Source organism: Mesorhizobium sp. M0983 (assembly GCF_040318975.1).
Classification (GTDB): Bacteria; Pseudomonadota; Alphaproteobacteria; order Rhizobiales; family Rhizobiaceae; genus Mesorhizobium.
This window is the reverse complement of record NZ_JAMYNH010000014.1, coordinates 129536-154859: the sequence shown is the minus strand read 5'-3', so window position 1 is coordinate 154859 and position 25324 is coordinate 129536. Positions and strand designations below refer to the sequence as shown.

The window sequence follows — 25324 nt, the reverse complement described above, 5'->3', positions numbered from 1 at the left end:
CCTCTGTCCTGCCGGACATGTCCGGCAGGACAGAGGGGGGTGTCTTGGCACCAGACATTGGCGGCGGGCGCAAGAGCCAATCGATGCGGCCTTCGATCCTGGCAGAACCCGGCAGCAGCCCGGCAATGGCAAGCGCCAGCGTGCTCTTGCCCGAACCGCTCTCGCCGATGATGGCAAAGCGCTCGCCGGCGGGAATGTCGAGGCTGACACTCTTTAGTGCCGTCACCTCGGAGCCATCGCGGCGATAGGTCACCGTCAGATTGCGGATCGAAAGCAGCGCCGTCACGACAGGCCCCTCCTCACCGCCGTCGTCTCGACGACGCCTTCGCCGGCGAGATACACACCTAGCACCGTGAGCACGAGTGCTATTCCCGGAACGATCGACAGGAACGGCGCGGTGCGCAGCACGGCACGGCCTTCGGCGATCATGCCGCCCCAGGTAACGCGGTTGGGGTCGCCGAGGCCCAGAAAGGACAATGCCGCTTCGGTGAGAATCGCCGCGGCGACGATCACCGACGACAATGCCAGTACCGGCGGCAATGCGTTGGGCAGCACCTCGCGAAAGGCGATCTCCAGCGGATGCATGCCGATGACGCGGGCGCCCGCTACAAAATCGCGCTCGCGGATCGACAGCACTTCGGCTCGCGCCACGCGTGCCGGTCCGGTCCAGGCGCCCAGTGCGATCGCCGCGACGACGACGCCGAGCGACGGCCCGACGATGCTGACGAAAGCCAAAGCCAGCAGAAAAGCTGGCACGGTCTGGAAAGCGTCGGTGATGCGCATCAGCACTTCGTCGATAAGGCCGCCGGCAAAGCCGGCCAGCGTGCCGATCACTGCGCCGACGGCAAGGGCGGCGGCCGCGGCCGCCAGGCCGACCGCCAGCGAGGTGCGGGCGCCGTGGAAAAGCTCGGCCAGCATGTCACGGCCGAGGCGGTCGGTGCCTAGTGGTAGCGACCAGTCCTGGAACGGCGGCAGCAATGCCGGCCCGGCAATGGCCTGCGGATCGCCGGGAAAGAACAAAGGTGCGGCAAGCGCCACGGCAAACAGCGCCGCCAGGATGACAATGCCGGCGATCGCTTCCGGCGTCCGGAGAAAACGGCGAAGCGGGTTCACGCGCCGGCCTCATTGGCTCTGACGCGCGGATCGAGGACGGCGTAGGCGATGTCGACGAGAAGGTTGATGATGACGACCAGAACGGCGCTGACGAGAATGATGCCGAGCAGCAACGGCGTGTCGCGTGCCGCCACCGCTTCCTGCGCCAATCGGCCAAGGCCTGGCACCGAAAAGACGCTTTCGATGACGACGCTGCCGCCCAGCATTTGCGCGGACTGCAGGCCAAGCATGGTGACCAGCGGCAACAGCGCGTTGCGGGCGACATGGGCGAGCACGACGCGACGGCGGGAAAGTCCCCTGGCGCGAGCGGCGAGGACAAAATCCTGCCGCCAGACCTCGGCCATGCCGGCGCGCATCATGCGCAGATAGAGCGCGAGATAAATGAAGCCGAGCGCGGAGACCGGCAGGACGAGATGGCGGGCGATGTCGCCAGCGCGATCAAGGCCGGTCCTGGCCGAGGCGATGCTCTCGATGCCGCCGATCGGAAACCAGCGCAGGTCGACGGCAAAGACGATGATCAGCACCAGCCCGAGCCAGAAGCCCGGTATGGCATAGACCGCCAGCGAGCCGATAGACAGGAAGCGATCACGGACGCTGCCGGGTCTGGCGCCGGCATAGATGCCGAGCACCGAGCCGAGTCCGAAGGAGAGCGCGGTGGCGCTGCCCATCAACAGCAGCGTGTTGGGCAGGCGCTCGGTGATGACATCGCGGATCGGCCGCGAAAAGGTGACGGACTGGCCAAGGTCGAGATGCAGCAGCGCCCAAAGGTAATTGGCCAGCCGCGTCAGCTCAGATTGGTCGAGCCCCCAGCGGTGACGCAACAGCTCGATCATGCCGGCGTCGCCGCCGGTCGAGACGATGTAGGCATCGACCGCATCGCCGGGAGCGGCTTCGAGCAACAGGAAGGTGCCGATGACGACAATCAGCAACACGAAGATGCTGCCGACGAGGCGACGGCGAAGGAGGGTGAGGGCGCGGCTCATGGCGGCGCCGGGTGCTTGGCGCAGTGGCAATTAGGAGATGCGGTGTTTCTTCCCACCCCCCTCTGTCCTGCCGGACATCTCCCCCGCAAGGGGGGAGATCGGATGTCATTAGCGATTTCGCCAATCTTCAACGCAGCAGGCAAATAAGCCGACGTTGCGGCCAGCCAATCTCCCCCTTTGCGGGGGAGATGTCCGGCAGGACAGAGGGGGGTATGAAGGAACTCGGTATTTGACCAAGTTTCCACACGGATTTCGGCGCGAATTTTCATCCGCCAGAATGTGTCACGATTCTAAATAGGTGTCCGCCCAGTTCGACACCGCCCAGCGCGGGGTGTTGGCGATGTTCTTGACCGTATCGCGGGCGACGCTGATGAAACTCCATTCGGCGACGTTGATCAGTGGCAGGTCGGCGGCAACTTTTCTCTGGAACTCCTTGTAGAGTTCGGTGCGGGCGGCGGTGTCAAGCGTCTCCGATGCCTTGGCGATCAGAGCGTCGAGATCGGCGTTCTTGTAGCCGCCCGGGTTGGAGAAAGGCACCCCGTCGGGAATGCCGCTCTGCACGAGGATGGTGGTCGAGATCGCCGGATCGCCGCGGAACACCGGCGGCCCGACCGCAAGGTCGAAGGCGTGGTCGGTGTAAACCGCCTTGATATGCGCGGCAGAGTCGTTGTTGACCAGCTGGGCGTCGATGCCGATGGCGGCGAGCGCCTGACGAAGATAGTCGCCGAACTGCTTGGTCTCGTTGAAATAGGGCGCCGGCAGCAGTTTCAGCGAAAAGCGCTTGCCATCATCGCCTTCGCTGTAGCCGGCCTCGTCGAGCAAGGCGTTGGCCTTGGCGACGTCGAAAGCATAGGTCGGCACGTCGGCGGTGTAGAATTGCGGGTCGTTTTTCGGCACCGGGCCAGTGGCGGTGGCGGCATAGCCGAGAAACACCGTCTTGACGACGAAATCCTTGTCGATAGCGTGAGCGATCGCCTGGCGCACTTTCAGGTCGGCCAGCTCCTTGCGGCGATGGTTGATCTCGACGACCAGTTGGTAAGTCAGCCCTTCGTATCCTTTGGTGATCACCTTGAGGCCGGGCACTTTGGAGATGCGGTCGAGATCGGCCAGGGGCACGGCGGAGAAGGCGGCGAGCTGGATCTCTTCGGCCTCGAGCGCGCTGGCCGCCGACGTGCGGTCCGGCAGCACCTGATAGATGATCTCATCGAGATAGGGCTCGTCCTTGCCCCAATAGTCGGTGTTCTTCTCCAGCCGGTAATATTCGCCGGGCTTGTATTCGGCAAATTTGAACGGTCCGGTGCCGACCGGGGCGTTGTTGGCCGGGTTGTCCTCGATCTTTCCGGTCTCGTAGATGTGCTTGGGCACCACGCTGCTCAGCGCCGGCAACGCGTTGCGGATCAGCTGGAACGGGGTCGGCTTGGCGAATTTGAACACGGCGGTCGCCTCGTCCGGCGTGTCGACCGCCTCCAGATCCTTGAACACGGTGCGGCCGAGATTCTGCAGCGGTTTCCAGACCTGCAGCGCCGAGAAGGCGACATCGGCTGAGGTGAAGGGCTTCCCGTCATGCCATTTGACGTCCTCGCGCAGTTTGAACGTCACCGACAGGCCGTCGGCGGCGCCTTCCCAACTGAGCGCCAGCCGTGGCTCGAGCCCGTCCTTGCCGCCGAAGGAGGCCTCGGCCAAGGTTTCCACGATCTTGCTCGAGATGAAGAAGACGCCGTTCGAGGCGACAATCGCCGGATTGAGATTGCGCGGCTCGGAATCAGCGGCGACAACCAGTCGTCCGCCCTTTTTCGGCGTCTGCGCCCAGCCGATCGTCGGCATGGCGGTGGAGGCCAGCAGCAATGCCGAACCCGCAAGCATCGTACGCCTGGAAATGGTGAACTCTGGCATGATCGAACTCCGTCCTCTCCGCGACCCGGCCGGGTGCGCCGTACCCCTCGGACGCTCGTGAGCATCCTGCAAAGCTGATTATGGCCCTTGTCCGGGGTTTCGCCAGAGACGGAATTGGCGCATCCTCACGTGGCTTTGAAATTTCCGTCCGCTGGACCAGTTACAGGGAAGCGGTCCAATGCGCTGATCTGGCCGGACCAGATTAGACCATGCCGGTAGCGGAATGAGCTTTTGGCGCCCGCTCGACCCATTCTGGCTGGACCAGACCGGGCAAAATGATGCAGATTTGAGGGGAGCCAAGGCTCTAAAACCAGAAAGGCCGGCGCCACGTGCGGTCGGTCATGGCACTTCAGGGAGAGAGACAATGAACGTTGCTCCGGGCAAGAATGTCGTCGGCAGCGTGCCGTTCGACCAGGCCAGGGTGGACGGGCTGATGGAGGAAGCCGGCATCGACGTGCTGCTCGCCACCTCCAAGCACAACACGCAATATCTGCTTGGCGGCTACAAGTTCATCTTCTTCGCCGCCATGGATGCGATCGGCCATAGCCGCTATCTGCCTGTCGTCGTCTACGAGAAAGGCGGGCCGGAGCATGCCGCCTATATCGGCAACCGCATGGAGGGCGGCGAGCACCAGAACCATCCGTTCTGGACGCCGACACTGCATGCCGCCTGCTGGGGCACGCTCGATGCCGCCAACCTGGCGGTCGAGCATTTGCGGAAGATCGGCAAGGGCAATGCCCGCATTGGCATCGAGCCCGCCTTCCTGCCGTCCGACGCCTATATGCTGATCCGCAACGCGCTGCCGGACGCCAAGCTGATCGACGCCACGCACATGCTGGAGCGCATGCGAGCAATCAAAACCGAAGCCGAGCTGGAGAAGCTGCGCATTGCTTCGGAGCTGATCACCGATTCCATGCTGGCGACCATCGGCTGGGCACGCGAAGGCACAACCAAGAGCGAGATCATCGAACAGCTCAGGCGCGAGGAGACCAATCGCGGCGCGCATTTCGAATATTGCCTGTTGACGCTAGGCTCCAGTCACAACCGCGCGGCCTCGCCGCAAACGTGGAAGAAGGGCGAGGTGATGTCGATCGATTCCGGCGGCAACTACCACGGCTATATCGGCGACCTTTGCCGCATGGGCGTGCTGGGTGAGCCTGACGCCGAACTCGAGGATCTGCTGGCCGAGATCGAGACGGTGCAGCAGGCGGCCTTCTCCAAGGTAAAGGCGGGCACGCTGGGCGGTGACATGATTTCTCATGCCGAAGGCGTGCTGAAGAAATCCAAGGTTGCGGCCTATACCGATTTCTTCGCGCATGGCATGGGGCTGATCACGCACGAAGCGCCGTTCCTGATGACCAACCATCCGGTGACCTATGAAGGCACCTATGCCGCAAAGCCGCTGGAGAAGAACATGGTGCTTTCGGTCGAGACGACCATGCTCCACCCGACGCGCGGCTTCATCAAGCTGGAGGACACGGTGGCGGTGACCGGCGCCGGTTACATTATGTTCGGCGATCGGGGTAGGGGCTGGAACAGGGGCGGGGCTTAGGCGCCGTCTATCTCAATTCCCACCTGACGGCAGCAGCCTGAAATCCGGCAGGTCGCGCAGTGCCAATTCCGGCCCGGCCGGCGAATAGACGACGAAAAGCTGCATCGGCGCGTCGCCGGTATTGAGCGTCGAATGGAAGCGGCTTTCCGGCACATAGATGGTGCAACCGGGGCCGACCTTCTCGACGACCGGATTGCCCTTCTCGTCTTCGACCATCTGCTCGCCATTGCCTGAGATGACGAAAATGATCTCCTCGGCACCCGGATGGTTATGACGCGTATGGCCCTTGCCCGACGGCAGGTCGACGACACCACCGGAAAAGCGCTTCGCGCCGTTCACTTCGGGAGCGACCGTCAGCGACAGCCTGCCCCAGTCGAAGCCGAAGGCGCTGACGTCTTTTGGGTATACGAACACCTTGCTGTTGTCGGTCATCGTCTCACCCCTTCTTCTACGCAGCGCCGAACGTGACGGCCTTGAAATCCGCCGTTTGCCTGGCGATCGAAGCTTCCGCCGGCAGCCGTTCCATCGAACTCGCGCCGTAGAAACCGTGCAGGCCCTTGCAGCGCTCGAGAATATATTTGGCGTCGTCCGGCATCGAGATCGGCCCGCCATGGCAAAGCAGGATGATATCCTCGCGCACTGAGCGTGCCGCTTCGGCAATGGCGTCGATCTCCTTCACACAATCGTCCAGCGATTTAGCCGAGGTCGCACCGATCGAACCGCCGGTGGTCACCCCCATATGGGCGACGACGATGTCGGCGCCGGCATGTGTCATGGCGCGAGCCTCGTCTGGATTGAAGACGTAGGGCGTGGTCAACAGGTCGAGTTTGTGAGCCTCGGCGATCATGTCGACCTCGAGCCCGAAGCCCATGCCGGTTTCTTCAAAACTCTGCCGCATCTGGCCGTCGAACAGGCCGATGGTCGGAAAGTTCTGCACACCGGAAAAGCCCATCGTCTTCAACTCGGCCAAAAGCAGCGGCATGATGACGAAGGGATCGGTGCCGTTGACGCCGGCCAGCACCGGCGTCTTCTTCACTACCGGCAGCACTTCGTAGGCCATCTCCTTGACGATCTCGTTGGCGTTGCCATAGGCGAGCAGGCCGGCGGCCGAGCCGCGCCCGGCCATGCGGTAGCGGCCGGAATTGTAGATGATGATCAGGTCGATGCCGCCAGCTTCCTCTGCCTTGGCCGACAGGCCGGTGCCGGCACCGCCGCCGACGATCGGAACGCCGTCCGCGATCATCTTGCGGAATTTCTCCAGGATTTTCTTGCGCGGTATGGCGGCCATATCTTGGTGTCTCACTGTCTGGCGATGTCGAGGAAGGCCGTTGTGGCGGCCCAGGCGAATTCGGGGTCGTTGATATGCAGCGGCAGGCGCAGAACGCGCCGCGTTTTGGCGGGTTTGATGGTGCGCTCGATCGCCTCGAACAAAGCTGCATCGGCTTCAGGGTCGAAGAAGGCGCCGCCTTCGATGTCGAGCGCCGACACGCCTTTCTCCGGAATGAGGAAACGAACCGGACCCTGGCAGAGGCTCAGCCTTGTACCGATCCATTCGCCGATCATTCTGCTTTCGTCGGCGGTGGTGCGCATCAGTGTGACGTTTGGATTGTGCTCATAGAATAGCCGGCCGCGATAGCGTTCCGGAATTGTTGGCGGCGCCCAGAAATTGACCATGTCGAGCGCGCCGACCGAGCCGACATAAGGCAGCCCGGTGCGGGCGATGGCACCAAAGCGATCGTCCGTCGCCGGCAGCACGCCGCCAAACAGCAAGTCGCAGACTTCGGTCGTGGTGATGTCGATGACGCCGGACAACAAGCCGCTGTCGGCCAATTTTTCCATGGTGCGGCCGCCGGTTCCAGTGGCATGAAATACCATACAGTCATAAGTCGAACGAAGTTCGTCGGCGATGGCGGTCACGCACGGCGTGGTGACGCCGAACATGGTGAGGCCTATCGAGGGTCTGCCGTCGGCCGGCGGCGCCGGCTTTGCCGCCATGCCTGATATCGCCTGGGCGGCATTGTGGAGCACGACACGGGAAAGCCGGTTGAGGCCGGCCATGTCGGTCACCGACGGCATCATGACGATGTCGGAGACGTCGACATAAGGCGCGGTGTCGCCGGAGGCCAAGGTCGAAACCATGATCTTGGGCAGGCCGAGCGGCAGCGTGCGCATGCCTGTGGTGATGATCGAGGTGCCGCCGCCACCGCCGATGCCGATAATCCCGGCAATATCGCTACGCGATTGAACAAATCGGGCAAAGGCGGCAGCCATCGCCGCCACTGCGGTGCCGTGGTCGTCGACGCCGAGCACGGCATTGCGACCCTCTGAATGGTGGCTGGCGACCTCGTCTGCCGAAACATCGACCGGCACGGTCGCGCCGCGTGTTCCGATGTCGACACGGGCAATCGAAGCGCCGGTTGCGGCGACCGCATCGGCCAGAAAAGCGAGTTCCTCGCCCTTGGTGTCGGCGGTGCCCACCACATAGATGCGCTTCATCGCGTTTCCCCGGTCCTGGGCGTGTTCGACGCTGCCGCCCCTTTGCCCGGCCATTCGACGGCGCGAAGGGCCATTGCAATTTTTTGAGACGCGCGTATCGTATTGACATGAATGTCTCACGTCAACAAGCGGCAACGGACGACGATGCCGGCCAGGGGCCGAACCCGCGGGTAGAGCGCGGGGCCCGCGCGCGCACCAGGCGGCTGATGCTGGAGACGGCGACAAAGCTGATGCAGGCGGGCGCCACGCCGTCGGTCAGCGAGGTGGCGGAGGCGGCGGAAGTCTCACGCGCCACCGCCTATCGGTATTTTCCGAGCCAGGCGGCGCTGGTGCAGGCGGTGGTCGATGAGGGGCTCGGACCGATCCTTACCTGGAAATCGAGCTCTGCCGATCCCGAGCGCCGGGTGGCCGAGCTGTTCGAGACCGCCATGCCGCGCATCGAGGCCTTCGAAGCGACGTTCAAGGCGGCGCTGAAACTGTCGCTCGACCAGTGGGCGCAGCGACAGGCAGGCACGTTTGACGGCGAACCGGCGTTCACGCGCGGCCATCGCGTCGATCTTTTGAAAGATGCGATTGCGCCACTCAAAGGCCGGTTGCCGCCGCGCGAATTCAAGCGGCTCGCGCAGGCGCTGTCATTGATCTTCGGTGTTGAGATGCTGATCGTACTGAAGGATATATGGGGATTGGACAGCCGCAGTATGATGTCGGTCGCGCAATGGGCCGCCAGCGCGCTGGTACGCGCAGCTGTGACGGAATCGATGATTGAAGGAGATGGGATCGCACCGATGACAGCCGCTAGATGACGCCAATCTGGTTCGACCAGATTTGCACCCTGCCTACTCATACTATTGGCGATGCAGCGGCCGAGGCAAGGCCCCTCTGTATCAAGGAGTAGGAAAATTCAGGGAAAACAGGCAGATATCGCAGAAACCAACTTGTCTGCGTGTCCGCCGCCGTCCAAGAAAGGGCTTGACGTTCGTCTGAAATTGGTAATACCAGATCAGGACAAATAAAGCGGATCAAAGGGTGAAGGCTAATATCCGTTTCGGTCGAACGAGGAGGCTCAAAAACCGGAACGGTGCCGTCACGGGAGGACTACCAGGGCCGGCCTCGCCGCCGGCTCGCATGACGCGGTAGAATGCGCACAAGGGAGGAAATCATTATGCGCAAGACAATGACCAGCTTGCTTGCTGGTATCGGCTTAGTGCTAGCCTGCGGAACGTCCGTCTACGCGCAGGAAAAGGAACTTACAATCTTCTGGGCGGAATGGGATCCGGCCAATTACCTGCAGGAACTCGGCAACGAGTACGAGAAGGAAACCGGCGTCAAAATCACGGTGGAAACCACACCGTGGCCCGACTTCCAGACCAAAGCCTTCACCGAGTTCAACGCCCATGGCGACGCCTATGATATGGTCGTCGGCGACTCGCAATGGCTCGGTGCCGGCTCGACCGGTGGCCACTATGTCGACCTGACCGACTTCTTCAACAAGCACAAGGTCGGCGACGTGATGGCACCGGCGACGGTGAAGTACTACGCCGAATATCCGGGCGGCAGCAGCAAGTACTGGGCCATTCCGCTTGAAGGCGACGCCGTCGGCTGGTCCTACCGCAAGGACTGGTTCGAGGATCCGAAGGAAAAGGAAGCCTTCAAGGCCAAGTATGGCTACGATCTCGACGTGCCGAAGGATTTCAAGGCGCTGCGCGACATCGCCGAGTTCTTCTACCGGCCGGACCAGAAAAAATACGGCATCGCCATCTACACCGACAATTCGTATGACGCGATGGCGATGGGCTTCGAAAACGCGCTGTTTTCCTTTGGCGGCGAGCTGGGTGATTATAAGACCTACAAGGTCGACGGCTTCATCAACTCCGACAAGGCGATCGCGGCGCTCGACGCCTACAAGGAACTCTACAAGTTCACGCCTCCGGGCTGGGCCAAGTCGTTCTTCGTCGAGGACAACCAGGCGATCACTGAAAACCTGGCCGCGATGAGCATGAACTACTTCGCGTTCTTCCCCTCGCTGATCAACGAGGCGTCGAACCCGAACGCCAAGAACACCGGCTTCTTCGCCAATCCTCCCGGCCCGAACGGGGACCAGTTCGCCGCACTCGGCGGTCAGGGCATCTCCATCGTTTCCTACTCGCAGAAGCAGGAAGAGGCGACCAAGTTCCTGGAATGGTTCATCAAGGACGAGACCCAGAAGAAATGGGCAGCGCTTGGCGGCTACACCTGCAGTGCCGCCGTGCTCAAGTCGCCCGAATTCCAGAACGCCACGCCCTACAACAAGGCGTTCTACGAGACCATGTTCAAGGTCAAGGACTTCTGGGCGGTTCCGGAATATGCCGAACTGCTGCAGCAGCTCAACCAGCGCATCTACCCCTACATGATCGGCGGCGAAGGCACCGCCAAGGAGACGCTGGACGCACTGGCAGCCGACTGGAACGCGACCTTCAAGAAATACGGCCGCGGCCAATAAGTATGAACCTTCACGGAGGGGGCGTTCGTGCCTCCTCCGTTTCTTTTTCTGATTCTTGAACCGGGAGCAGGGTCTTGGCGACCACGATGATCACCACGCTGGACAGGTCCTCGCGGGCCGCTGCTCGCGGTCTGAGCGACATTTCGATCCGCAATCTCTTCATCATCCCGACGATCCTGTTTCTGATCGTCTTCAACATCTTCCCGCTGATCTATTCGCTGGGCTATTCGTTCACCGATTTCCGCGCCTCGACCAGCGCGGCGGCGAATTTCGTCGGGCTGCAAAACTATCGCGACCTGCTCAGCGATCCCTATGTCTGGTCCAACTTCGCCATCACCGCAAAATACGTCGTCATCTCGGTCGCCGGCCAGCTGCTCGTCGGCTTCGGCGTGGCCATGCTGCTCAACCGCGACATTCCGCTCAAGGGCCTGCTGACGACGCTCCTGTTGTTGCCGATGATGCTGTCTATGGCCGTCGTCGGCCTGTTCTGGAAACTGCTCTACGATCCGTCCTTCGGCATCATCAATTATGCGCTGGGCCTCGGCACCTTCGAATGGCTGTCGGATCCGAAAATGGCGCTCTATGCGGTCGCGCTGACCGATATCTGGATGTGGTCGCCCTTCGTCATGCTGTTGTCGCTGGCCGGCCTGTCGGCCGTGCCCAAGCATCTCTACGAGGCCGCCGCGATCGACAGGGCCGGGCCGTTCTACACCTTCTTCCGCATCACGCTGCCGCTGGTCGCGCCGATCCTGATGATCGCGGTCATCTTCCGCACCATGGAAGCGTTCAAGACCTTCGACCTCGCCTATATCCTGACCAGCCAGCCGACGGCCGAGCTGATCTCGATCCGGCTCTACAAGATGGCGTTCCAGGAATGGCAGACCGGGCGCTCCTGCGCGCTCGCCTACATCGTGCTGATCATGGTGCTAGCGATCACCAACATCTATGTCAAATACCTCAACAAGGTGAAGGAGCGCTGAGATGGCCGCAGTCCGCACTTCTTCCGAAATCACCTTCAACCGGGTCGCCATCGTCGCCGTCCTGCTGGTGACGATCATCTTCCTGGCGCCGATCTACTGGATAGCCTCGACGGCGTTCAAGCCGCGCAACCTCGCCACCACCATTCCGCCGACGGTGGTTTTCCAGCCGGAGATATCGCCCTTCGTCAAGTTGTTCACCAAGCGTTCGCAGCTGCGCAGCCCGCCATCACCGGAGGAGTACGCGGCTGCGCCGTGGTGGGAGCGCGTCGTCTTCAATGGCGGCGAAAAGATCGTGCGCGACGGCAAGGGCCAGGTGCAGTGGTCGGGCTATCCGAGCCGTTTCATGAACTCGCTGATCGTTGCCATAACCTCGACCGTCCTGGCCGTCGGCATGGGCACCTTCACCGCCTATGGGTTCTCGCGCTTCAAGGTGAAAGGCGAGGCGGACCTGCTGTTCTTCATCCTGTCGACGCGCATGCTGCCGCCGGTGGTCGTCGCCATTCCGATGTTCCTGATGTACCGGGCGGTCGGCCTCAACGATTCCCATATCGGCCTGATCATCCTTTACACCGCCTTCAACCTGTCCTTCTCGGTGTGGCTGATGAAAGGCTTCATGGACGAGATCCCCAAGGAGTATGAGGAGGCGGCCCTCGTCGACGGCTATACGCGCATGGAGGCCTTCTTCAAGATCGTGCTGCCCGAGGCCGCCACCGGCATCGCCGCCACCGCCGTGTTCTGCTTTATCACGGCGTGGAACGAATATGCCTTCGCACTGATCATGACCAGCCGCCGTGCCCAGACGGCGCCGCCTTTCATTCCCAGCCAGGTCGGCGCCGGCCTGCCGGACTGGACGGTGATTGCCGCCGGAACCTTCCTGTTCCTGCTGCCGGTTGCGATCTTCACCTTCCTGCTCCGCAACCACCTCTTGCGCGGCATGTCCTTCGGAGCGATCCGCAAATGAGTTTTCGCGACATCAATCAGAAATATCTTGAACCGGGCAGCCAGGTGCTGATGGTGCTCGGCATCATCGCGCTCTGCCAGCCATGGCACATGCTGCTGCACAGCTACGGCGTGACCATCATCCTGATCGGCCTGATCGGCTTCAACATCACCTCCAAGATCGCGCCGGAGGAGAAGGCCGGCACCGGGCAAGGGGCAAACCCGGGGGCACAGCATTGACCCAGATCGAGCTTCGCGGCGTCCAGAAATATTTCGGCGCCGTCCAGGTCATCAAGGACCTCAACCTGAAGATCGACGATAACGAGTTCATCGTGCTGCTCGGCCAGTCGGGCTGCGGCAAGACGACGACGCTCAGGGCCGTTGCCGGACTGGAGACGATCGACGGCGGCGACATCCTCATCGACGGCAAGCCGGTCCAGCACCTCAAGGCCGCCGACCGCGACATCGCCATGGTCTTCCAATCGTTCTCGCTCTATCCGCATATGAGCGTCTACGAGAACATCGCCTTTCCACTGAGGGCGACGCGCAAGAGCAAGGCCGAGATCGACAGCGAGGTGCGCTCGGTCGCCAAGACGCTGCAGATCAGCGATCTCCTCGCCAAGAAACCGTCGGCCCTGTCCGGCGGCGACATGCAGCGCGTCGCGATCGGCCGAGCCTTGGTGCGGCGGCCGAAGGCGATGCTGATGGACGAGCCGATCGGCGCGCTCGATGCCAAGCTGCGCGAGGAGATGCGGGCCGAGATCAAGCGGCTGCACATCAAGCAGGGCTCGACCAGCATCTACGTCACTCACGACCAGATCGAGGCGATGAGCCTCGCCGACCGCATCGTCATCATGCATGAGGGCGTACTGCAGCAGGTCGGCTCGCCGGACGAGGTCTATTCGCATCCGGCGAATCTTTTCGTCGCGCAGTTTGTCGGCAGCCCGGTGATGAACGTCGCCGACGCTTCGGTGACCGAGAAAGCCTCGTCGGCCTCGGTCACGGTCGGCGATGCGGCCGCCGGCTTCGAATTCCCGCGCACCTTGCTGTCGAAGCTCAACGGCCATGTCGGCGGCCAGCTCGCGCTCGGCATCCGGCCGGAAGGCGTTCTCGTTCGCCGCGAAGCCGCCGAGGGGTTCTTGCCGGTGGAGACGCAGATCGTTGAGCCGCTCGGCTCCTTCGATATCGTCGACCTCAAGGTCGGCTCCAAGATGCTGCGTGCACGCACCAAGAGCGGCTTCATCGGCGGCCCCGGCGAAAGGGTCTTCGTCAGAATCGATCCCAGCCAGGCGCATTTCTTCGACACGGCGAGCGGCAAATCGCTGGGAGTGAGACTCTGATGGCCCACATCCAGCTCAAGAACATTTCGAAGAAATTCGGCAACCACACCGCTTTGACCGGGCTCGACCTCGACATCGCCGACGGCGAGTTCTTCGTCCTGCTCGGCGAGACCGGCGCCGGCAAGACGACGACGCTGCGCATGATTGCCGGCCTGGAAAAACCGAGCGAAGGCCAGGTCTTTATCGACGGCGTCGATGTCGCCGATTGGGGCGCGGCCGAGCGCGACGTGGCGCTGGTGCTGCAGCAATATTCGCTCTATCCGCGTTATACGGTGCGCGAAAACCTCGAATTTCCGCTGAAGCCGAAGATCCGCCGGTTGCCCGATGCCGAGATCAAGGATCGTGTCGACCGCGCTGCCAGGACACTGCGGATCGAGCATCTGCTCGACCGCAAGACCGACCGGCTTTCAGGCGGCGAGATGCAGCGCGTCTCGATCGGCCGCGCCATCGTGCGCAAGCCGCGGGTATTCCTGATGGACGAGCCGTTGTCGGCGCTCGACGCCAAATTGCGCGAGGCGCTGCGCACCGAATTGAAGAACCTGCAGATGCAGCTCGGCGCCACCTTCCTGTTCGTGACGCACGATCAGATCGAGGCGATGTCGATGGGTGACAAGGTCGGCGTGCTCAACCATGGCCGCATCGTCCAGACCGGCACGCCGTACGAGATCTACAATAATCCGCGCGACACCTACGTGGCGAGCTTCGTCGGCTCGCCGCCGATGAATCTCATCGACGGCAAGCTTGTTAACGGGCGTGCGGTGATGGCACCGCTGAATTTCGAATTGCCGTTTGCGGGGGGTGCCAAGACTTCGGGGGGTGCCAAGACGGGCGCGGCGACCGACGGTCGCCCGCTCGTCTTCGGTATTCGTCCCGAGGACGTCTATCTCGAGACCGGCGCGCCGGTCGAGGCGCGGGTCCATGACGTCGAGAACCATGGCGTCGAGAAGATCCTGACGCTGCGGGTCGGCGACGCCATGCTGCGCGCCACTGTGCCGGCCAGGACCGACGTGCAGATAGAGCAGCCGGTGCGCTTTGCCTGGAACCCGGACAAGGTGGTGCTGTTCGATAAGGGCAGCGGAATAAGCCTGCGTCACGCCGGCTAAGTACAAGCCTCTTTACTGCAGCTAGAGCGGGATGCGTTCAAATTGACCGTGCATCCCGCTCTAGCTATCTATTTTAGTCGCATTTGTGCGACGCCGTGTGATTCCACTTGGCTGCGAAATGCTCGAGTCTTCCCGTCATCCCCCGTACGGGGGATGCGGATGCTCCGATTTGTCGAATAGGCTGATCCTTTGGTCCCAAACGGGCTTTGCACGCCCAATTTGGAGACCCAAAACGGAGGGTTGGCTATGGGAAATCTGTTACGCAGCTTTGCGACGATCCTGCTTGTCGCGGGTATGGGATTGTCGGCGGTGCATCTGAGCGAGGCGCAGGCAGCCAAGAAAGTTGTCGCCGGTGCGAAGGTCGACGCCAAGAAGATCAAGGATCTCAACGGCACGGTCAATCTGTCCACCAGTGACTGCAAGCTGTTGTTGAGCGGCACCGTTGTCGAAGTCTCGGATGGCAGGTGCGGGGCTTCCGGCAAATATTGCAAGAGCAGCGCCGGCTCGGCCTGCATCACCGAGCAATAACCCGGCCAACGTTTAGCCGGCCTGGCGGATCTCCGCCTGTTCCTCGGCCCGGAAATGGCTGGGCGGCGATCCGATTACCCGCTTGAAGGCGCGGCTGAAGGAGGCGTCGGATTCGTAGCCGAGGCGCGCCGCGACGACGGAAATCTTGAGCCGGTCGCGGACCAGCCATTGCCGCGCCTGGTGCATCCGTACCTGCGTGACGTACTTTGCCGGTGTTTCGCCGACAATGGTTGCGAAGCGCTCGGCGAAACCTGATCGCGAGGCGCCCATCATCTTCGCCAGAGCGTCCACCGTCCAGTCGCGGCTCGGTTCCAGATGGATCGCGGCCAGCACCCGGCCGATCTCGCGGTCCCTCACCGCCGCGATCCATCCGGAAGAGTCGCCGCAGCCGCGCTCGACCCATGAGCGGATGACGGTCGCGGCGAGCACATCGGCCAGCCGCGCCAGGATGCCGCCGGAGCCGACGCGCTCCATCGTCACCTCGCGGGCCATCGCCTCCAGCAAATGCGGGATACCTGGCTCATAGGCTTCCAACTCATGCGCGCGCATCACGTCCGGCATCATGCCGAGCAAGGGGTGCAAGCCATCGAGATTGAAATACATGCTGCCGAAAAACAGCAAGGTGCCCGGACGGCAGCCGGGCACGCCGTCGTTCGACATGCAATAGACACCCTTGCAGATCTCCTCGACCTCATAGCCGTGGATCGGCGCCGCCTCGATACCCGGCTCGCTCGCCAGCGTGTGGGCTGAACCGCGCGGCAACAACACCGCGTCGCCCGCCTTGAGCTCGACCCATTCGCCGGACGGCTGCAGCAACCAGCAGCCTTTGCGACCGATGAAATGAAACCGTGCCGCCGCCTGAGCCGGAAAATGGATGCCCCAGGGTTCCTTCATCTCGCAACGGCCGTAATCGACGCCTTCGAGGCGCAATCCGCGCAATATGTCTGTCAGCGGATCACCGGTGACAGGGATTTTGGACGAACGGTCAAGCATAATGGTGTTTCTAGCATGGAAACTCCGGACAGTCACTCCCTATGTTGCACTGCAGCCAGATGCTGCGCTGCAACCAGATCGGAGATCCCTCATGACCGAACCCGCGACAGGCGTCATGGACGCCGTTCTCGACCTGACGGAAACCGGCGAACGATCCGAGCCCGCATGGGGGGCGGTGGTCTCCTTGGCGCTCGGAGTCTTCGGCCTGGTGACCGCGGAATTTCTGCCTGCCAGCCTGCTGACGCCGCTTGCGCAGGATCTCGGCATCACCGAAGGCGCCGCAGGGCAGGCGGTAACGGCCACCGCCGTCATTGGCGCGATTGCGGCGCCGACAATGGCCATTGTCACCAAGCGGCTGGACCGCAGGCTGGTCATGTGGGCGCTGACGGTGCTGCTTGTGCTGTCAAATCTGGTAGCCGCGTTTGCGTCGTCGCTTCCCGTTCTTCTGATCGCCCGTATCATGCTTGGCATTAGTCTCGGTGGCTTCTGGTCGATGTCAGCAGCCATGGCGATGCGGCTCGTTCCGATGCGGCTGATGCCGCGCGCCATGTCGATCATCCTCACCGGCGTTTCGGTGGCGACGGTCTGTGCGGCTCCGGTCGGCGCCTATGTCGGCGACATCTGGGGATGGCGGACGGCCTTCATGATCGCCGCCGTGGTCGGCGCGCTAGCGCTGCTCGTGCAGGTGGCTACCATTCCGAAGCTGCCGCCGGCAGGTACGGCAGGTTTTCGCACGCTGCTGGAGGTGATGAAGCGGCCGATGATCAGGGTGGCACTGCTGGTGGTGCTGCTGGTCGCCTCGGGACACTTTGCCGGCTTCACCTATGTCCGCCCGTTTCTCGAGAAGGTGCCCGCGCTGGACATCGAGACGATCTCGCTTGTGCTGCTCGCCTACGGCATTGGTGGCTTCTTCGGCAATTTTGCCGGCGGCTTCATGGCGGAACGCAGCCTCAAGGCAGCCGTCAGCCTGGCGCCTCTGCTGATCGCGTTTTCGGCGCTCCTGCTGCTGGTGGTCGGAGGCTCACCCGTCGTGGCTGCAATAGCGGTGGCCAGCTGGGGCTTTGCCTTCGGCGCCGTCCCAGTCGGGCTGCAGACCTGGCTGGTGCGAGCCGCCCCCGATCAGGCGGAAAGCGCCGGCGGGCTGATGGTCATGACGTTCCAGGTCGCCATCGCGTTGGGCGCCGTCTTCGGCGGCCTGCTGGTCGACAATACCGGCGTTGCCAGCGCCTTCGCGTATTGCGCGGCGGCGACGTTGCTTGCGGCATTGGCGGCGTTCTTCCTTGGCCCCAAGCCGATCGACGGTCCCAAGGACTAAAGCGCGTCGCACTCGATCGGCCTTATGCGACGCGCTTTAGATTCTTTTTTTTATGCATGTCGTTATCACAAAACCGCTGCACACTTTTGCGCGACATGCATTAGACGGAACGGCCGTCGAAGTCGAAGACCGGCACGGCGGCGACGTCCAACGCCTCGATGCAATGAATGTTGATATAGGCACTTCGCCCGCTCCCTTCGCCGACATCCTCGGCGAAGGGGTGAATGCCGCAGCTGCGGCAGAAGCGGTGGGCGATGACATGGTTGCCGAAGCTGTAGCGGCCGAGATCATCGCCCCAGGCAAGCACCCGCATGCTCTCATGCGGCACTGCCCATAGCAGTGCACCCTTGCGCGTGCAGATCGAGCAATTACACCGTACGGCTCCGGTCAGCTCGCCTTCGACCTCGAACGCGACCTTGCCGCAGTGGCAGCTGCCTTCGTAGAGCATCGGGCCTTCCTCGTGCGGTTCGACAGGTGCAAACCTGGCCGTGCCGGGCTATGTCTCCTGCGGCCAGTTTGTGGCTGCTACATTAAGACGTTGCAAGCGTGCGGAGTCCGACACCGAAAATGCAATCAGCCCGTGATCGCCTGGAAGCAATTGTTTCGCGTCTTGCTGCTCGCGTGGGCGATGAGAGCGTTTTCGCAAAGCTCTATCCTGAAGCAGCACGGGCGGCGGCCGACGCCGCCGATGCGCGGCGAAAAGCCGGCGTCACGCTCGGGCCGCTCGATGGGGCGATCACCTCGATCAAGGATCTGTTCGATGTCGCCGGCGAGCCGACGACGGCGGGCTCGCTGCTGCTCGCCACGGCAGCGCCGGCGTTGCGGGATGCCATTGTCGTGGAACGGTTGCGCCAGGCCGGTGCAGTCATCCTCGGCAAGACCAACATGACCGAGTTCGCCTTCACCGCGATCGGCGTCAATCCGCATTACGGCACGCCCGGCAATGCAAGTGATGCCCGCCGTATTCCGGGCGGCTCGTCCTCAGGCGCCGCGGTTTCGGTCGGCGAAGGCACCAGCGAAATCTCCATCGGTTCCGATACCGGCGGATCGGTGCGCATTCCGGCATCGTTGAATGGCGTCGTCGGTTTCAAGCCGACGGCGCGGCGCGTGCCGCTCGCGGGTGCGTTTCCGCTGTCGGCCACGCTGGACTCGATCGGTCCGCTGGCCCGCACCGTCGCCGAATGTGCGGCGGCCGACGCAGTGATGGCGGGCGAAAACCTGGCGGCACTGTTGCCGCTTCCGCTGGACGGCCTGCGCATCGGTATTCCGCGCGGCGTGCTGTTCGATGATACGGAGGAAGAGGTCGCGACGACGTTCGACCGGTGTCTTCGCAAGATGGAGCTTAGCGGCGCACGGCTTGTGGAGTTGTCGATCGACGACCTGCTTGTCGATCTGCGCGCGGCAACCAAACGCGCCTCGATCGCGGCAATGGAAGGGGCGGAGATCCATGCCGACTGGCTGGCGACGGGAGCGACGATGCCGGTCGACCCGCGGGTAAGCGGGCCATTGTCGCGCGCCGCCGCCATTCCGGCCACGGTCTATATCAGAGCAATGCGCCGTCGCGCAGCACTTGCCGCCGCGATGGATGACCGGCTGGCGTCGGTCGACGTGCTGGCCCTGCCGACCACGCCGATGACCGCGCCGACGATCGTCTCGATGACCGGCGACGAGGCCCTGTGCGACAGGACGGAAGGCCTTCTGCTGCGCAACACGCAGGTCGCCAACCAGTTCGATCTTTCAGCCATCTCGCTGCCGATGCCCGGGATGATGCGTCCGGCCGGGCTGATGCTGGTGGCGCGCAATGGCCATGACCACCACCTGCTGCGGATCGCCGCTGCGGTCGAGGCACTGCTTGCAAATTGATCCGATAGCGCGTGTCAGCGCGACGAGCAGTGGCCGCGCTCGTTGTCCTTGGCGGTGCGCTCGATGCTGGTGGCAACCAGCCAAGGCAGGGTGTATCGCTTGCCGTTGAAGGTCCGGGTGCGGTTCTCGATCGAGCCGACAACAACGACCTTGCCGGCATAGAGCTTGTGCGAAAGATCGAGGCCCTTGTCTTGCTGCGGCAGGCGATCGATGTCGATCGAAACGCCTTTGACGAACTTGCCGGTGTCGAGGTCGAGCGCGCTGTTCGATGGACAGGGTGCCATCACGCAGCGCAAGTCGTTGTCGCAGAACACGTAGCTGCCCTGTCCGTTGGCCAAGGCATGCGCCGCCGCCATGCAGACACTGGCGGTCAGCAGGAATTTTGTGGTGTTTCCCATACCGGCAACGTCGCTGGCGAATTCGGGAAAATTGAGGCGTAGCCTTTGCTTAGAAATCGGCAGGGAACCGCCGCCGGTAGTGCTCGACCACTTCGGGATTGCGCAGATTGACCGGCAATCTGTTGGCCAGCACCAGCAAGGCTTCGCCAGCCGCGCCGACGCCCATGCGCATCATCGACTGTTCGGTGATCCCGGCCATGTGCGGGGTGACGATGACGTTGTCGAAGCCGAAGTAGGGATGGTTGGGCGGCAGCGGTTGTGTCGCAAAAACGTCGAGCGCGGCGCCGCCGATGCGGCCCTTCTGCAAGGCCTCGATCAGCGCGTCGTCGTCGATCACCGGCCCGCGCGAAACATTGATTAGCAGCGCATCCGGCTTCATCCGGTCAATACGTTCCCGGCTAATCAGCCCCCGCGTTTCGGGCGTCAGCGGGCAGCACAGAACGATGATGTCGCTCTGCTCGATGAGCGCATCGATCGACAAGAAGCCGACGCTGTCCGGCGCCGGCTGCATGCTGCGCGTCGTTGCCACCACATTCAGATCGAAACCATGGGCGGCGATGTGGCCGACCGCCTGGCCGATTGCGCCGAGGCCGACAATGCCGATCGTCTTGCCGGCAAGCTCATTAGCCACGACGGTGTGTTCGCGGCCGGCCAGCCAGCCCTTCGCCCGCAAGTCGCGGTCCAACACACGAAAGCGCCGAAGCAGCGCCAGTGCCGCGAACATCACATATTCGGCGACCGAGCGCGCGTTCACTCCCGGAACGTTCGCCACCAGCACGCCCGCCGCGTTGGCCGCTTCCATCGGTACCATGTCGAGCCCGGCGCCGTGGCGGATCGCGGCCCTGAGCTTGGTCGCGCCTTCGAAAAGCGCCGCAGGCAAAGGAGCGCGAACGATGATGACATCGGCGTCCCTTGCCTCGGCGGCCAGCGTGGCCGCGTCGAGAGCGGAGGCAACGACGAGTTCGCCGGCCCCTGTCAGCATGGAAGAGGCACGGGGGTGCAGTCTGTGTGTCGACAGGATCTTGGGCATTTCAGGCCTTTTCGAGCGCTGGGCTTTGCGGTTCCGCCTCACGCCCCTCGATCAGCCCCTTCCAATAGCTTTCGGCGCCTTGCAGATGAGCGCTCATCAGCGCCTGGGCGAGGTTGCCGTCGCGGCGCAGCAGCGCCTCGTAGATCTGGATGTGCTCGGCATGCGAGCGCACGCTGCGTTCGGGATCGTTGAAATAGATCGGCAGGCGCATCTCGCCCATCATGTAGTAGACGCTGCAGACATTGTGGAACACACTGTTCTTGGTCGCCCGCACGATCTCGAGGTGGAACTCGCGGTCTTCCCTGGCAAGGCCTTCGCCGGCCGCTATGCGATCCTCTGAGGCCTTCAGGATCTCGCGCAGCCGCTCGAAATTCTCCTCGGTGGCGCGGGAACAGGCAAGTTCGGCGGCCTTGATCTCGTGGATCTTCCGCAACTCGACCGTCTCGTAGATCTGGACAGGATCGAGCGGCAGGCCGGCGCGGGCGAACAGCGCCATAGCCTCGACGCTCGCCTGCTTTGTATCGATGTAGATGCCGGACTTCGCCCGTCGTTCGACGATGCGCATGGCCTCGAGAATGGCCAGCGCCTCGCGGATCTGACCGCGGCTGACGCTGAAATGCTCTGCCAGTTCGCGCTCCGACGGCGTGCGGCCCGTCTCCTTGTCCGAATGGGAGAACAGGTAGGCGGCGAGTTCCGCGAGAAGGTTCTTTTCTTTCATGTCAGCCGTGTTGCGCGTGCGCCTCCAGGAACCGCTCCGAAATAGTGAATCCCAGCCCGGGTCTATCAGGGATCGCTACCATACCGTCCTTTGCTTCGACAGTCTCTTCGATCAGATCGTGGATCATCGGGTTGGCCCCGAGTGAATATTCGACGGTGAAGCTCGCCGGCGAAGCGGCGCAAACATGCAGCCCGGCAAAAAAGCAGGGCGCGCCCGCCCAAAGGTGCGGCGCAAAGCGCAGATTGAAGGCGCTGGCGATGGTTCCGATCTTCATCGCCTCGCTGATGCCGCCGCAAAAGGCCGGATCCGGCTGGAAGATATCGGCGGATTTGAGTACGGCGAGATCGCGGAAGGCGTAGCGCGTCGCCTCACTCTCGCCGGTGGCAATCGGGATCGAGCCGCAGGCGCGCACCTCAGCCATGCCGCGCTTGTCGTCGGCGATCACCGGCTCCTCGAACCAGGCGAGATCGAGGTCGCCGGCGAGATGGATGAAGCGCTTGGCTTCGGCCACCGTGTAGGTGCCGTGCGCGTCGACCATCAGGTCGATGTCGGGACCGAGCGCCTGTCTTGCAGCGCGGACGCGGGCGGCGGAGACGTGCGGGGCGCCGTCCATGGCGCCGACGCGCATCTTCAGCGCCTTGAAGCCGCCCTTGGCGACGTAGGATTGCAGCTGATCGCCGATGGCTTCCGCAGTGGCCCAGCCGCCGGAAGCATAGGCCGGCATGCGGTCCAGCTTGCGGCCGCCGAGCAGTCGCCAGACCGGAACGCCGAGTGATTTGCCGAGAATGTCCCACAATGCGATGTCGACGGCGCTGATAGCGGCGATGCTCATGCCGCGTCGCGCCAATTGCGGCATGGCGTGGCCGGCGCGGGCGGCGCTGTCGTGACGCGCGCCATTGTACAGCATCTCCCAGATGACGCCGATGTCGGCCGGGTCGAGGCCGACCAGCTGCGGCCCGACCTCATGGTTCAGCAAATGGACAAGGGCGCCGTAGCTGCCGGCGCTGCCGGCGGCGTTCTTGCCTTCGCCCCAGCCGACAAGCCCGTCGTCGGTTTCGATGCGCAGGATGGCGGCGTCGAACGTCGCCACCTGACCGAAGTCGCTGCGGTGCTGCTTCGCGGCTTCGATCGGTATGCGAACCCACCAGGCTTGGACCGTCTTGATGCGCATGTTCATCCTCGGCCCGGCCGCTGTGAGGCGGAAGGGCTTTTTCCAAACGGCTTGGCTACTTGATCAGCGGCAGCAGCGTTTCCGCATTGATGCGCATCTGGTCAGTGTAGAATTTTTCCGTGAGCACGCTGGAGCCGTGGTCCTGAATGAATTTCAGCTGCTCTGGCGAGATGTCGACCGGATTGCGTTCGACCATGTCGGGATAGGGGGCTGCCGGCGTGCGGTCGACTGGGGCGACGAATTCATTGGTCAGCGCGCCGTCATAGCCGATCTCCTTCAGCGTGCCGACAATCTTCGGCCAGTCGATCTGCCCGAGGCCGGCAGCGAAGCGGTTGTTGTCGGCGACATGGAAGTCGTACAGGCGCTTGCCGACCTGCCGGATGGCGTCATAGACGTTAAATTCTTCCATGTGGATGTGGTAGGCGTCGAGGCAGACGCCGCATTCGGGGCTGACCGCATCGGCAAGGGCCAGTGCCTGGGCGCCGCGGTTGAACAGGTAGGTTTCGAAGCGGTTGAGCGGCTCGACCGCGATCTTGACGCCGACCTTCTTGGCGTGGGTGAAGCATTCCCGGGTGGCGTCGACCACCCATTTCCATTCCTCTTCCTCGGTGCCGTCCGGCACGACCTTGCCGACGGTGGCGGGAACCAGCGTGATGATCTCGCCGTCGAGCTCGCTGACCATGGTCAGCACGTCCTTGACATATTGCACCGAGCGCTCGCGCTGGCCCTGGTCCTTGGCGGCGAGATTGCGCTCGCCCAGCATCAGCGTCACCGCTCCCCAGCAACGGATGCCGTACTCGTTCAGCAGCGCGCGTGTTTCCTTGGTCTTGTACTGTTCGGGTTCGCCGGAAATCTCGATCGACTCATAGCCGAATTTCTTGATGCGCTTGAGCGTCGTTTCCAGCGGCTCCGCCCGCATCCAATTGTGCGTCGAAAGATGCATGGTCTATCCTTCCCAGAATCGCCTGTACCAGTTCGCCTGCGACGCACTCTGCCGAAGTGCGCTGCATGATTCCTCCCCAAGGCCTCCCAGCATTTTTTTGGCAAACTGGTTCGACCAATTGGGCTTGATGGGAGGTCTACAGTAATTTCATCTGGACGGCAAGAAGTGCTACCATCAAGCGCCGTCTCTTGCTTACAGCATTGATTACGTTGAATTATGTTGGGCAGCTCGGCATGGTTGCAGGACTGCGGCCGCGCGTCAAATGGCTTGACCAGATTTCGGCATTTGGTAATACCAGAATAGCGGCGCCGAGCGCGCTGTGCAAAGAGACCAAAGAGGCTGGCCCTGTTTTCAATCGGCGCTATGCTTGGTCGCGAAACATAGGGAGATGCCGATGCCGACGACGATGAAGGGGCCTGGTCTGTTCCTGGCGCAGTTTGCGGGCGACGCCGCTCCGTTCAACTCGCTGGCCTCGATCACCAAATGGGCGGCCGGTCTGGGCTACAAGGGCGTGCAGATCCCGACATGGGACGCCCGGCTGTTCGATCTCGAGAAGGCAGCGTCGTCGAAGGCCTATTGCGACGAGGTGAAGGGCATCTGCGCCGATGCCGGCGTCGAGATCACTGAACTGTCGACGCATCTGCAGGGTCAGCTGGTGGCGGTGCATCCGGCCTACGACGCACAATTCGACGGCTTCGCTCCACCTGCGGTGCACAACAATCCAAAAGCCAGGCAGCAATGGGCGGTCGAGCAGATGAAGTTCGGCGCCAAGGCGTCGAAGAATCTCGGGCTCAAGGCGTCGGTGTCGTTTTGCGGGGCGTTGGCCTTCCCTTACCTCTACCCGTGGCCGCAGCGGCCGGCGGGATTGATCGAGGAAGCATTTGCCGAACTCGGCAAGCGCTGGAAGCCGATCCTCGACGTCTATGACGAGAACGGCGCCGATGTCGGCTACGAAATCCATCCGGGCGAGGACGTGTTCGACGGCGCGACATTCGAGATGTTCCTCGATGCGGTCGGCGGCCACAAGCGCTGCAACATCAACTACGACCCGTCGCACTTCCTGCTGCAGCAGCTCGATTATCTCGAATTCATCGACATCTACCACGAGCGGATCAAGGCGTTCCACGTCAAGGATGCCGAGTTCAATCCGACCGGGCGGCAAGGTGTCTATTCGGGCTACCAGAGCTGGACCAACCGTGCCGGGCGGTTCCGCTCGCTCGGCGACGGACAGGTGGATTTCGGCGGCATCTTCTCCAAGCTTACCCAATACAACTATGATTCATGGGCGGTGCTGGAATGGGAATGCTGCCTGAAGCACCCGGAGGATGGTGCTGCCGAGGGCGCTCCCTTCATCCAGCATCATATCATCAGGGTTACGGAAAAGACATTCGACGATTTCGCCGGCGGCACGACCGACAAAAAGGTGCTGCGCGGGATGATGGGGATCTAACACAGCTTTCCCTCCCCCTTGAGGGGAGGGTCGATCC

The 25324-nt window shown here is 62.7% G+C and carries 26 protein-coding genes; 12 read left to right on the top strand and 14 right to left on the bottom strand.

Annotation, left to right across the window (positions count from 1 at the left end; translation table 11 throughout):
- From NKH71_RS23555 to NKH71_RS23540, 4 genes are all read right to left on the bottom strand, one after another.
- Positions 1–286: ATP-binding cassette domain-containing protein (locus NKH71_RS23555; protein ID WP_352549386.1), on the bottom strand; the 286-nt coding region annotated here is incomplete at its 3' end.
- The gene (locus NKH71_RS23550) at positions 283–1113 is read right to left on the bottom strand and encodes an ABC transporter permease (RefSeq protein ID WP_023722306.1); all 831 of its coding nucleotides are present in this window, start codon (positions 1111–1113) and stop codon (positions 283–285) included. The genes NKH71_RS23550 and NKH71_RS23555, both read right to left, overlap by 4 nt.
- On the bottom strand, positions 1110–2096 hold the full coding sequence (locus NKH71_RS23545) for an ABC transporter permease (protein ID WP_352484963.1): 987 nt from the start codon (positions 2094–2096) through the stop codon (positions 1110–1112). Before NKH71_RS23545 ends, NKH71_RS23550 begins: the two co-directional genes overlap by 4 nt.
- Before the next feature lie 282 nt (positions 2097–2378).
- A complete protein-coding gene (locus NKH71_RS23540; RefSeq protein WP_352895358.1) occupies positions 2379–3989 on the bottom strand; it encodes an ABC transporter substrate-binding protein in 1611 nt (536 codons plus the stop codon).
- A gap of 364 nt (positions 3990–4353) precedes the next feature.
- Between NKH71_RS23540 and NKH71_RS23535 the strand changes: the two genes are divergently transcribed.
- The gene (locus NKH71_RS23535; protein ID WP_352484965.1) at positions 4354–5541 is read left to right on the top strand and encodes a M24 family metallopeptidase; all 1188 of its coding nucleotides are present in this window, start codon (positions 4354–4356) and stop codon (positions 5539–5541) included.
- 12 nt (positions 5542–5553) lie between these two features.
- Here NKH71_RS23535 and NKH71_RS23530 read toward each other — a convergent pair whose 3' ends face one another.
- Genes NKH71_RS23530 through NKH71_RS23520 form a run of 3 tightly spaced genes read right to left on the bottom strand, consistent with a single transcriptional unit; the run spans position 5554 to position 8037 of the window.
- Positions 5554–5973 (bottom strand): cupin domain-containing protein, encoded by a 420-nt coding sequence (locus NKH71_RS23530; RefSeq protein ID WP_023722310.1) that lies wholly within the window; start codon positions 5971–5973, stop codon positions 5554–5556.
- A 16-nt stretch (positions 5974–5989) separates the two neighbouring features.
- Complete coding sequence (locus NKH71_RS23525; RefSeq protein ID WP_352495528.1) at positions 5990–6829, bottom strand: phosphoenolpyruvate hydrolase family protein; 840 nt, start codon at positions 6827–6829, stop codon at positions 5990–5992.
- Positions 6830–6840: 11 nt separating this feature from the next.
- Positions 6841–8037 (bottom strand): Tm-1-like ATP-binding domain-containing protein, encoded by a 1197-nt coding sequence (locus NKH71_RS23520; protein WP_023722312.1) that lies wholly within the window; start codon positions 8035–8037, stop codon positions 6841–6843.
- Between the two features lie 107 nt (positions 8038–8144).
- Between NKH71_RS23520 and NKH71_RS23515 the strand changes: the two genes are divergently transcribed.
- From NKH71_RS23515 to NKH71_RS23480, 8 genes are all read left to right on the top strand, one after another.
- Positions 8145–8840: a TetR/AcrR family transcriptional regulator gene (locus NKH71_RS23515; protein ID WP_023722313.1), complete on the top strand. Its 696-nt coding sequence runs from the start codon at positions 8145–8147 to the stop codon at positions 8838–8840.
- Between the two features lie 359 nt (positions 8841–9199).
- Positions 9200–10516, top strand: a complete 1317-nt coding sequence (locus tag NKH71_RS23510; protein WP_023722314.1) for an ABC transporter substrate-binding protein — start codon at positions 9200–9202, stop codon at positions 10514–10516.
- Between the two features lie 74 nt (positions 10517–10590).
- Positions 10591–11496 carry a carbohydrate ABC transporter permease gene (locus NKH71_RS23505; RefSeq protein ID WP_352895357.1) on the top strand — a complete coding sequence of 302 codons (906 nt, stop codon included), beginning with the start codon at positions 10591–10593 and terminating at the stop codon, positions 11494–11496.
- A 1-nt stretch (position 11497) separates the two neighbouring features.
- Entirely contained in the window at positions 11498–12457 is a 960-nt protein-coding gene (locus NKH71_RS23500) for a carbohydrate ABC transporter permease (protein ID WP_352484970.1), read from the top strand.
- Positions 12454–12675, top strand: a complete 222-nt coding sequence (locus NKH71_RS23495; RefSeq protein WP_023722317.1) for a hypothetical protein — start codon at positions 12454–12456, stop codon at positions 12673–12675. Before NKH71_RS23500 ends, NKH71_RS23495 begins: the two co-directional genes overlap by 4 nt.
- Positions 12672–13775: an ABC transporter ATP-binding protein gene (locus NKH71_RS23490; protein WP_352495526.1), complete on the top strand. Its 1104-nt coding sequence runs from the start codon at positions 12672–12674 to the stop codon at positions 13773–13775. Before NKH71_RS23495 ends, NKH71_RS23490 begins: the two co-directional genes overlap by 4 nt.
- Complete coding sequence (locus NKH71_RS23485; RefSeq protein ID WP_023722319.1) at positions 13775–14878, top strand: ABC transporter ATP-binding protein; 1104 nt, start codon at positions 13775–13777, stop codon at positions 14876–14878. The genes NKH71_RS23490 and NKH71_RS23485 overlap by 1 nt, the downstream gene beginning before the upstream one ends.
- Before the next feature lie 246 nt (positions 14879–15124).
- Entirely contained in the window at positions 15125–15406 is a 282-nt protein-coding gene (locus tag NKH71_RS23480) for a hypothetical protein (protein ID WP_352483638.1), read from the top strand.
- Between the two features lie 12 nt (positions 15407–15418).
- Here NKH71_RS23480 and NKH71_RS23475 read toward each other — a convergent pair whose 3' ends face one another.
- Positions 15419–16399 (bottom strand): AraC family transcriptional regulator, encoded by a 981-nt coding sequence (locus NKH71_RS23475; protein WP_023721991.1) that lies wholly within the window; start codon positions 16397–16399, stop codon positions 15419–15421.
- 91 nt (positions 16400–16490) lie between these two features.
- On the opposite strand from NKH71_RS23475, the gene NKH71_RS23470 reads away from it, so the two are divergent.
- Positions 16491–17714: an MFS transporter gene (locus NKH71_RS23470; protein WP_352895356.1), complete on the top strand. Its 1224-nt coding sequence runs from the start codon at positions 16491–16493 to the stop codon at positions 17712–17714.
- Between the two features lie 100 nt (positions 17715–17814).
- Here the strand turns inward: NKH71_RS23470 and NKH71_RS23465 are convergent, their stop codons facing one another.
- Entirely contained in the window at positions 17815–18162 is a 348-nt protein-coding gene (locus NKH71_RS23465; protein ID WP_352495522.1) for a GFA family protein, read from the bottom strand.
- A 119-nt stretch (positions 18163–18281) separates the two neighbouring features.
- Here NKH71_RS23465 and NKH71_RS23460 point away from each other — a divergent pair, with 119 nt between their 5' ends.
- On the top strand, positions 18282–19577 hold the full coding sequence (locus NKH71_RS23460) for an amidase (RefSeq protein ID WP_352483635.1): 1296 nt from the start codon (positions 18282–18284) through the stop codon (positions 19575–19577).
- A gap of 14 nt (positions 19578–19591) precedes the next feature.
- On the opposite strand, the gene NKH71_RS23455 is transcribed toward NKH71_RS23460, so the two are convergent.
- Genes NKH71_RS23455 through NKH71_RS23435 form a run of 5 tightly spaced genes read right to left on the bottom strand, consistent with a single transcriptional unit; the run spans position 19592 to position 23837 of the window.
- Entirely contained in the window at positions 19592–19975 is a 384-nt protein-coding gene (locus NKH71_RS23455) for a hypothetical protein (protein ID WP_352789276.1), read from the bottom strand.
- Positions 19976–20024: 49 nt separating this feature from the next.
- The gene (locus NKH71_RS23450; protein WP_352483634.1) at positions 20025–21005 is read right to left on the bottom strand and encodes a hydroxyacid dehydrogenase; all 981 of its coding nucleotides are present in this window, start codon (positions 21003–21005) and stop codon (positions 20025–20027) included.
- Position 21006: 1 nt separating this feature from the next.
- A complete protein-coding gene (locus tag NKH71_RS23445) occupies positions 21007–21723 on the bottom strand; it encodes a FadR/GntR family transcriptional regulator (RefSeq protein WP_352483633.1) in 717 nt (238 codons plus the stop codon).
- A gap of 1 nt (position 21724) precedes the next feature.
- Positions 21725–22894 carry a mandelate racemase/muconate lactonizing enzyme family protein gene (locus NKH71_RS23440; RefSeq protein ID WP_352495521.1) on the bottom strand — a complete coding sequence of 390 codons (1170 nt, stop codon included), beginning with the start codon at positions 22892–22894 and terminating at the stop codon, positions 21725–21727.
- Positions 22895–22949: 55 nt separating this feature from the next.
- Entirely contained in the window at positions 22950–23837 is an 888-nt protein-coding gene (locus NKH71_RS23435) for a sugar phosphate isomerase/epimerase family protein (RefSeq protein WP_023721982.1), read from the bottom strand.
- 394 nt (positions 23838–24231) lie between these two features.
- Here NKH71_RS23435 and NKH71_RS23430 point away from each other — a divergent pair, with 394 nt between their 5' ends.
- Positions 24232–25287: a sugar phosphate isomerase/epimerase family protein gene (locus NKH71_RS23430; RefSeq protein WP_352895355.1), complete on the top strand. Its 1056-nt coding sequence runs from the start codon at positions 24232–24234 to the stop codon at positions 25285–25287.
- Positions 25288–25324 lie beyond the last annotated feature (37 nt).

Excerpts from the sequence above, each read along its gene's own strand:
- NKH71_RS23500 (WP_352484970.1), top strand. The coding sequence starts at position 11,498 with ATGGCCGCAGTCCGCACTTCTTCCGAAATCACCTTCAACCGGGTCGCC.
- NKH71_RS23485 (WP_023722319.1), top strand. The coding sequence starts at position 13,775 with ATGGCCCACATCCAGCTCAAGAACATTTCGAAGAAATTCGGCAACCAC.
- NKH71_RS23445 (WP_352483633.1), bottom strand. The coding sequence starts at position 21,723 with ATGAAAGAAAAGAACCTTCTCGCGGAACTCGCCGCCTACCTGTTCTCC.
- NKH71_RS23520 (WP_023722312.1), bottom strand. The coding sequence starts at position 8,037 with ATGAAGCGCATCTATGTGGTGGGCACCGCCGACACCAAGGGCGAGGAA.
- NKH71_RS23460 (WP_352483635.1), top strand. The coding sequence starts at position 18,282 with ATGCAATCAGCCCGTGATCGCCTGGAAGCAATTGTTTCGCGTCTTGCT.
- NKH71_RS23475 (WP_023721991.1), bottom strand. The coding sequence starts at position 16,399 with ATGCTTGACCGTTCGTCCAAAATCCCTGTCACCGGTGATCCGCTGACA.
- NKH71_RS23510 (WP_023722314.1), top strand. The coding sequence starts at position 9,200 with ATGCGCAAGACAATGACCAGCTTGCTTGCTGGTATCGGCTTAGTGCTA.
- NKH71_RS23530 (WP_023722310.1), bottom strand. The coding sequence starts at position 5,973 with ATGACCGACAACAGCAAGGTGTTCGTATACCCAAAAGACGTCAGCGCC.
- NKH71_RS23545 (WP_352484963.1), bottom strand. The coding sequence starts at position 2,096 with ATGAGCCGCGCCCTCACCCTCCTTCGCCGTCGCCTCGTCGGCAGCATC.
- NKH71_RS23470 (WP_352895356.1), top strand. The coding sequence starts at position 16,491 with ATGACCGAACCCGCGACAGGCGTCATGGACGCCGTTCTCGACCTGACG.
- NKH71_RS23525 (WP_352495528.1), bottom strand. The coding sequence starts at position 6,829 with ATGGCCGCCATACCGCGCAAGAAAATCCTGGAGAAATTCCGCAAGATG.
- NKH71_RS23515 (WP_023722313.1), top strand. The coding sequence starts at position 8,145 with ATGAATGTCTCACGTCAACAAGCGGCAACGGACGACGATGCCGGCCAG.
- NKH71_RS23465 (WP_352495522.1), bottom strand. The coding sequence starts at position 18,162 with ATGCTCTACGAAGGCAGCTGCCACTGCGGCAAGGTCGCGTTCGAGGTC.
- NKH71_RS23435 (WP_023721982.1), bottom strand. The coding sequence starts at position 23,837 with ATGCATCTTTCGACGCACAATTGGATGCGGGCGGAGCCGCTGGAAACG.
- NKH71_RS23540 (WP_352895358.1), bottom strand. The coding sequence starts at position 3,989 with ATGCCAGAGTTCACCATTTCCAGGCGTACGATGCTTGCGGGTTCGGCA.
- NKH71_RS23450 (WP_352483634.1), bottom strand. The coding sequence starts at position 21,005 with ATGCCCAAGATCCTGTCGACACACAGACTGCACCCCCGTGCCTCTTCC.
- NKH71_RS23495 (WP_023722317.1), top strand. The coding sequence starts at position 12,454 with ATGAGTTTTCGCGACATCAATCAGAAATATCTTGAACCGGGCAGCCAG.
- NKH71_RS23430 (WP_352895355.1), top strand. The coding sequence starts at position 24,232 with ATGCCGACGACGATGAAGGGGCCTGGTCTGTTCCTGGCGCAGTTTGCG.
- NKH71_RS23535 (WP_352484965.1), top strand. The coding sequence starts at position 4,354 with ATGAACGTTGCTCCGGGCAAGAATGTCGTCGGCAGCGTGCCGTTCGAC.
- NKH71_RS23440 (WP_352495521.1), bottom strand. The coding sequence starts at position 22,894 with ATGCGCATCAAGACGGTCCAAGCCTGGTGGGTTCGCATACCGATCGAA.
- NKH71_RS23455 (WP_352789276.1), bottom strand. The coding sequence starts at position 19,975 with ATGGGAAACACCACAAAATTCCTGCTGACCGCCAGTGTCTGCATGGCG.
- NKH71_RS23480 (WP_352483638.1), top strand. The coding sequence starts at position 15,125 with ATGGGAAATCTGTTACGCAGCTTTGCGACGATCCTGCTTGTCGCGGGT.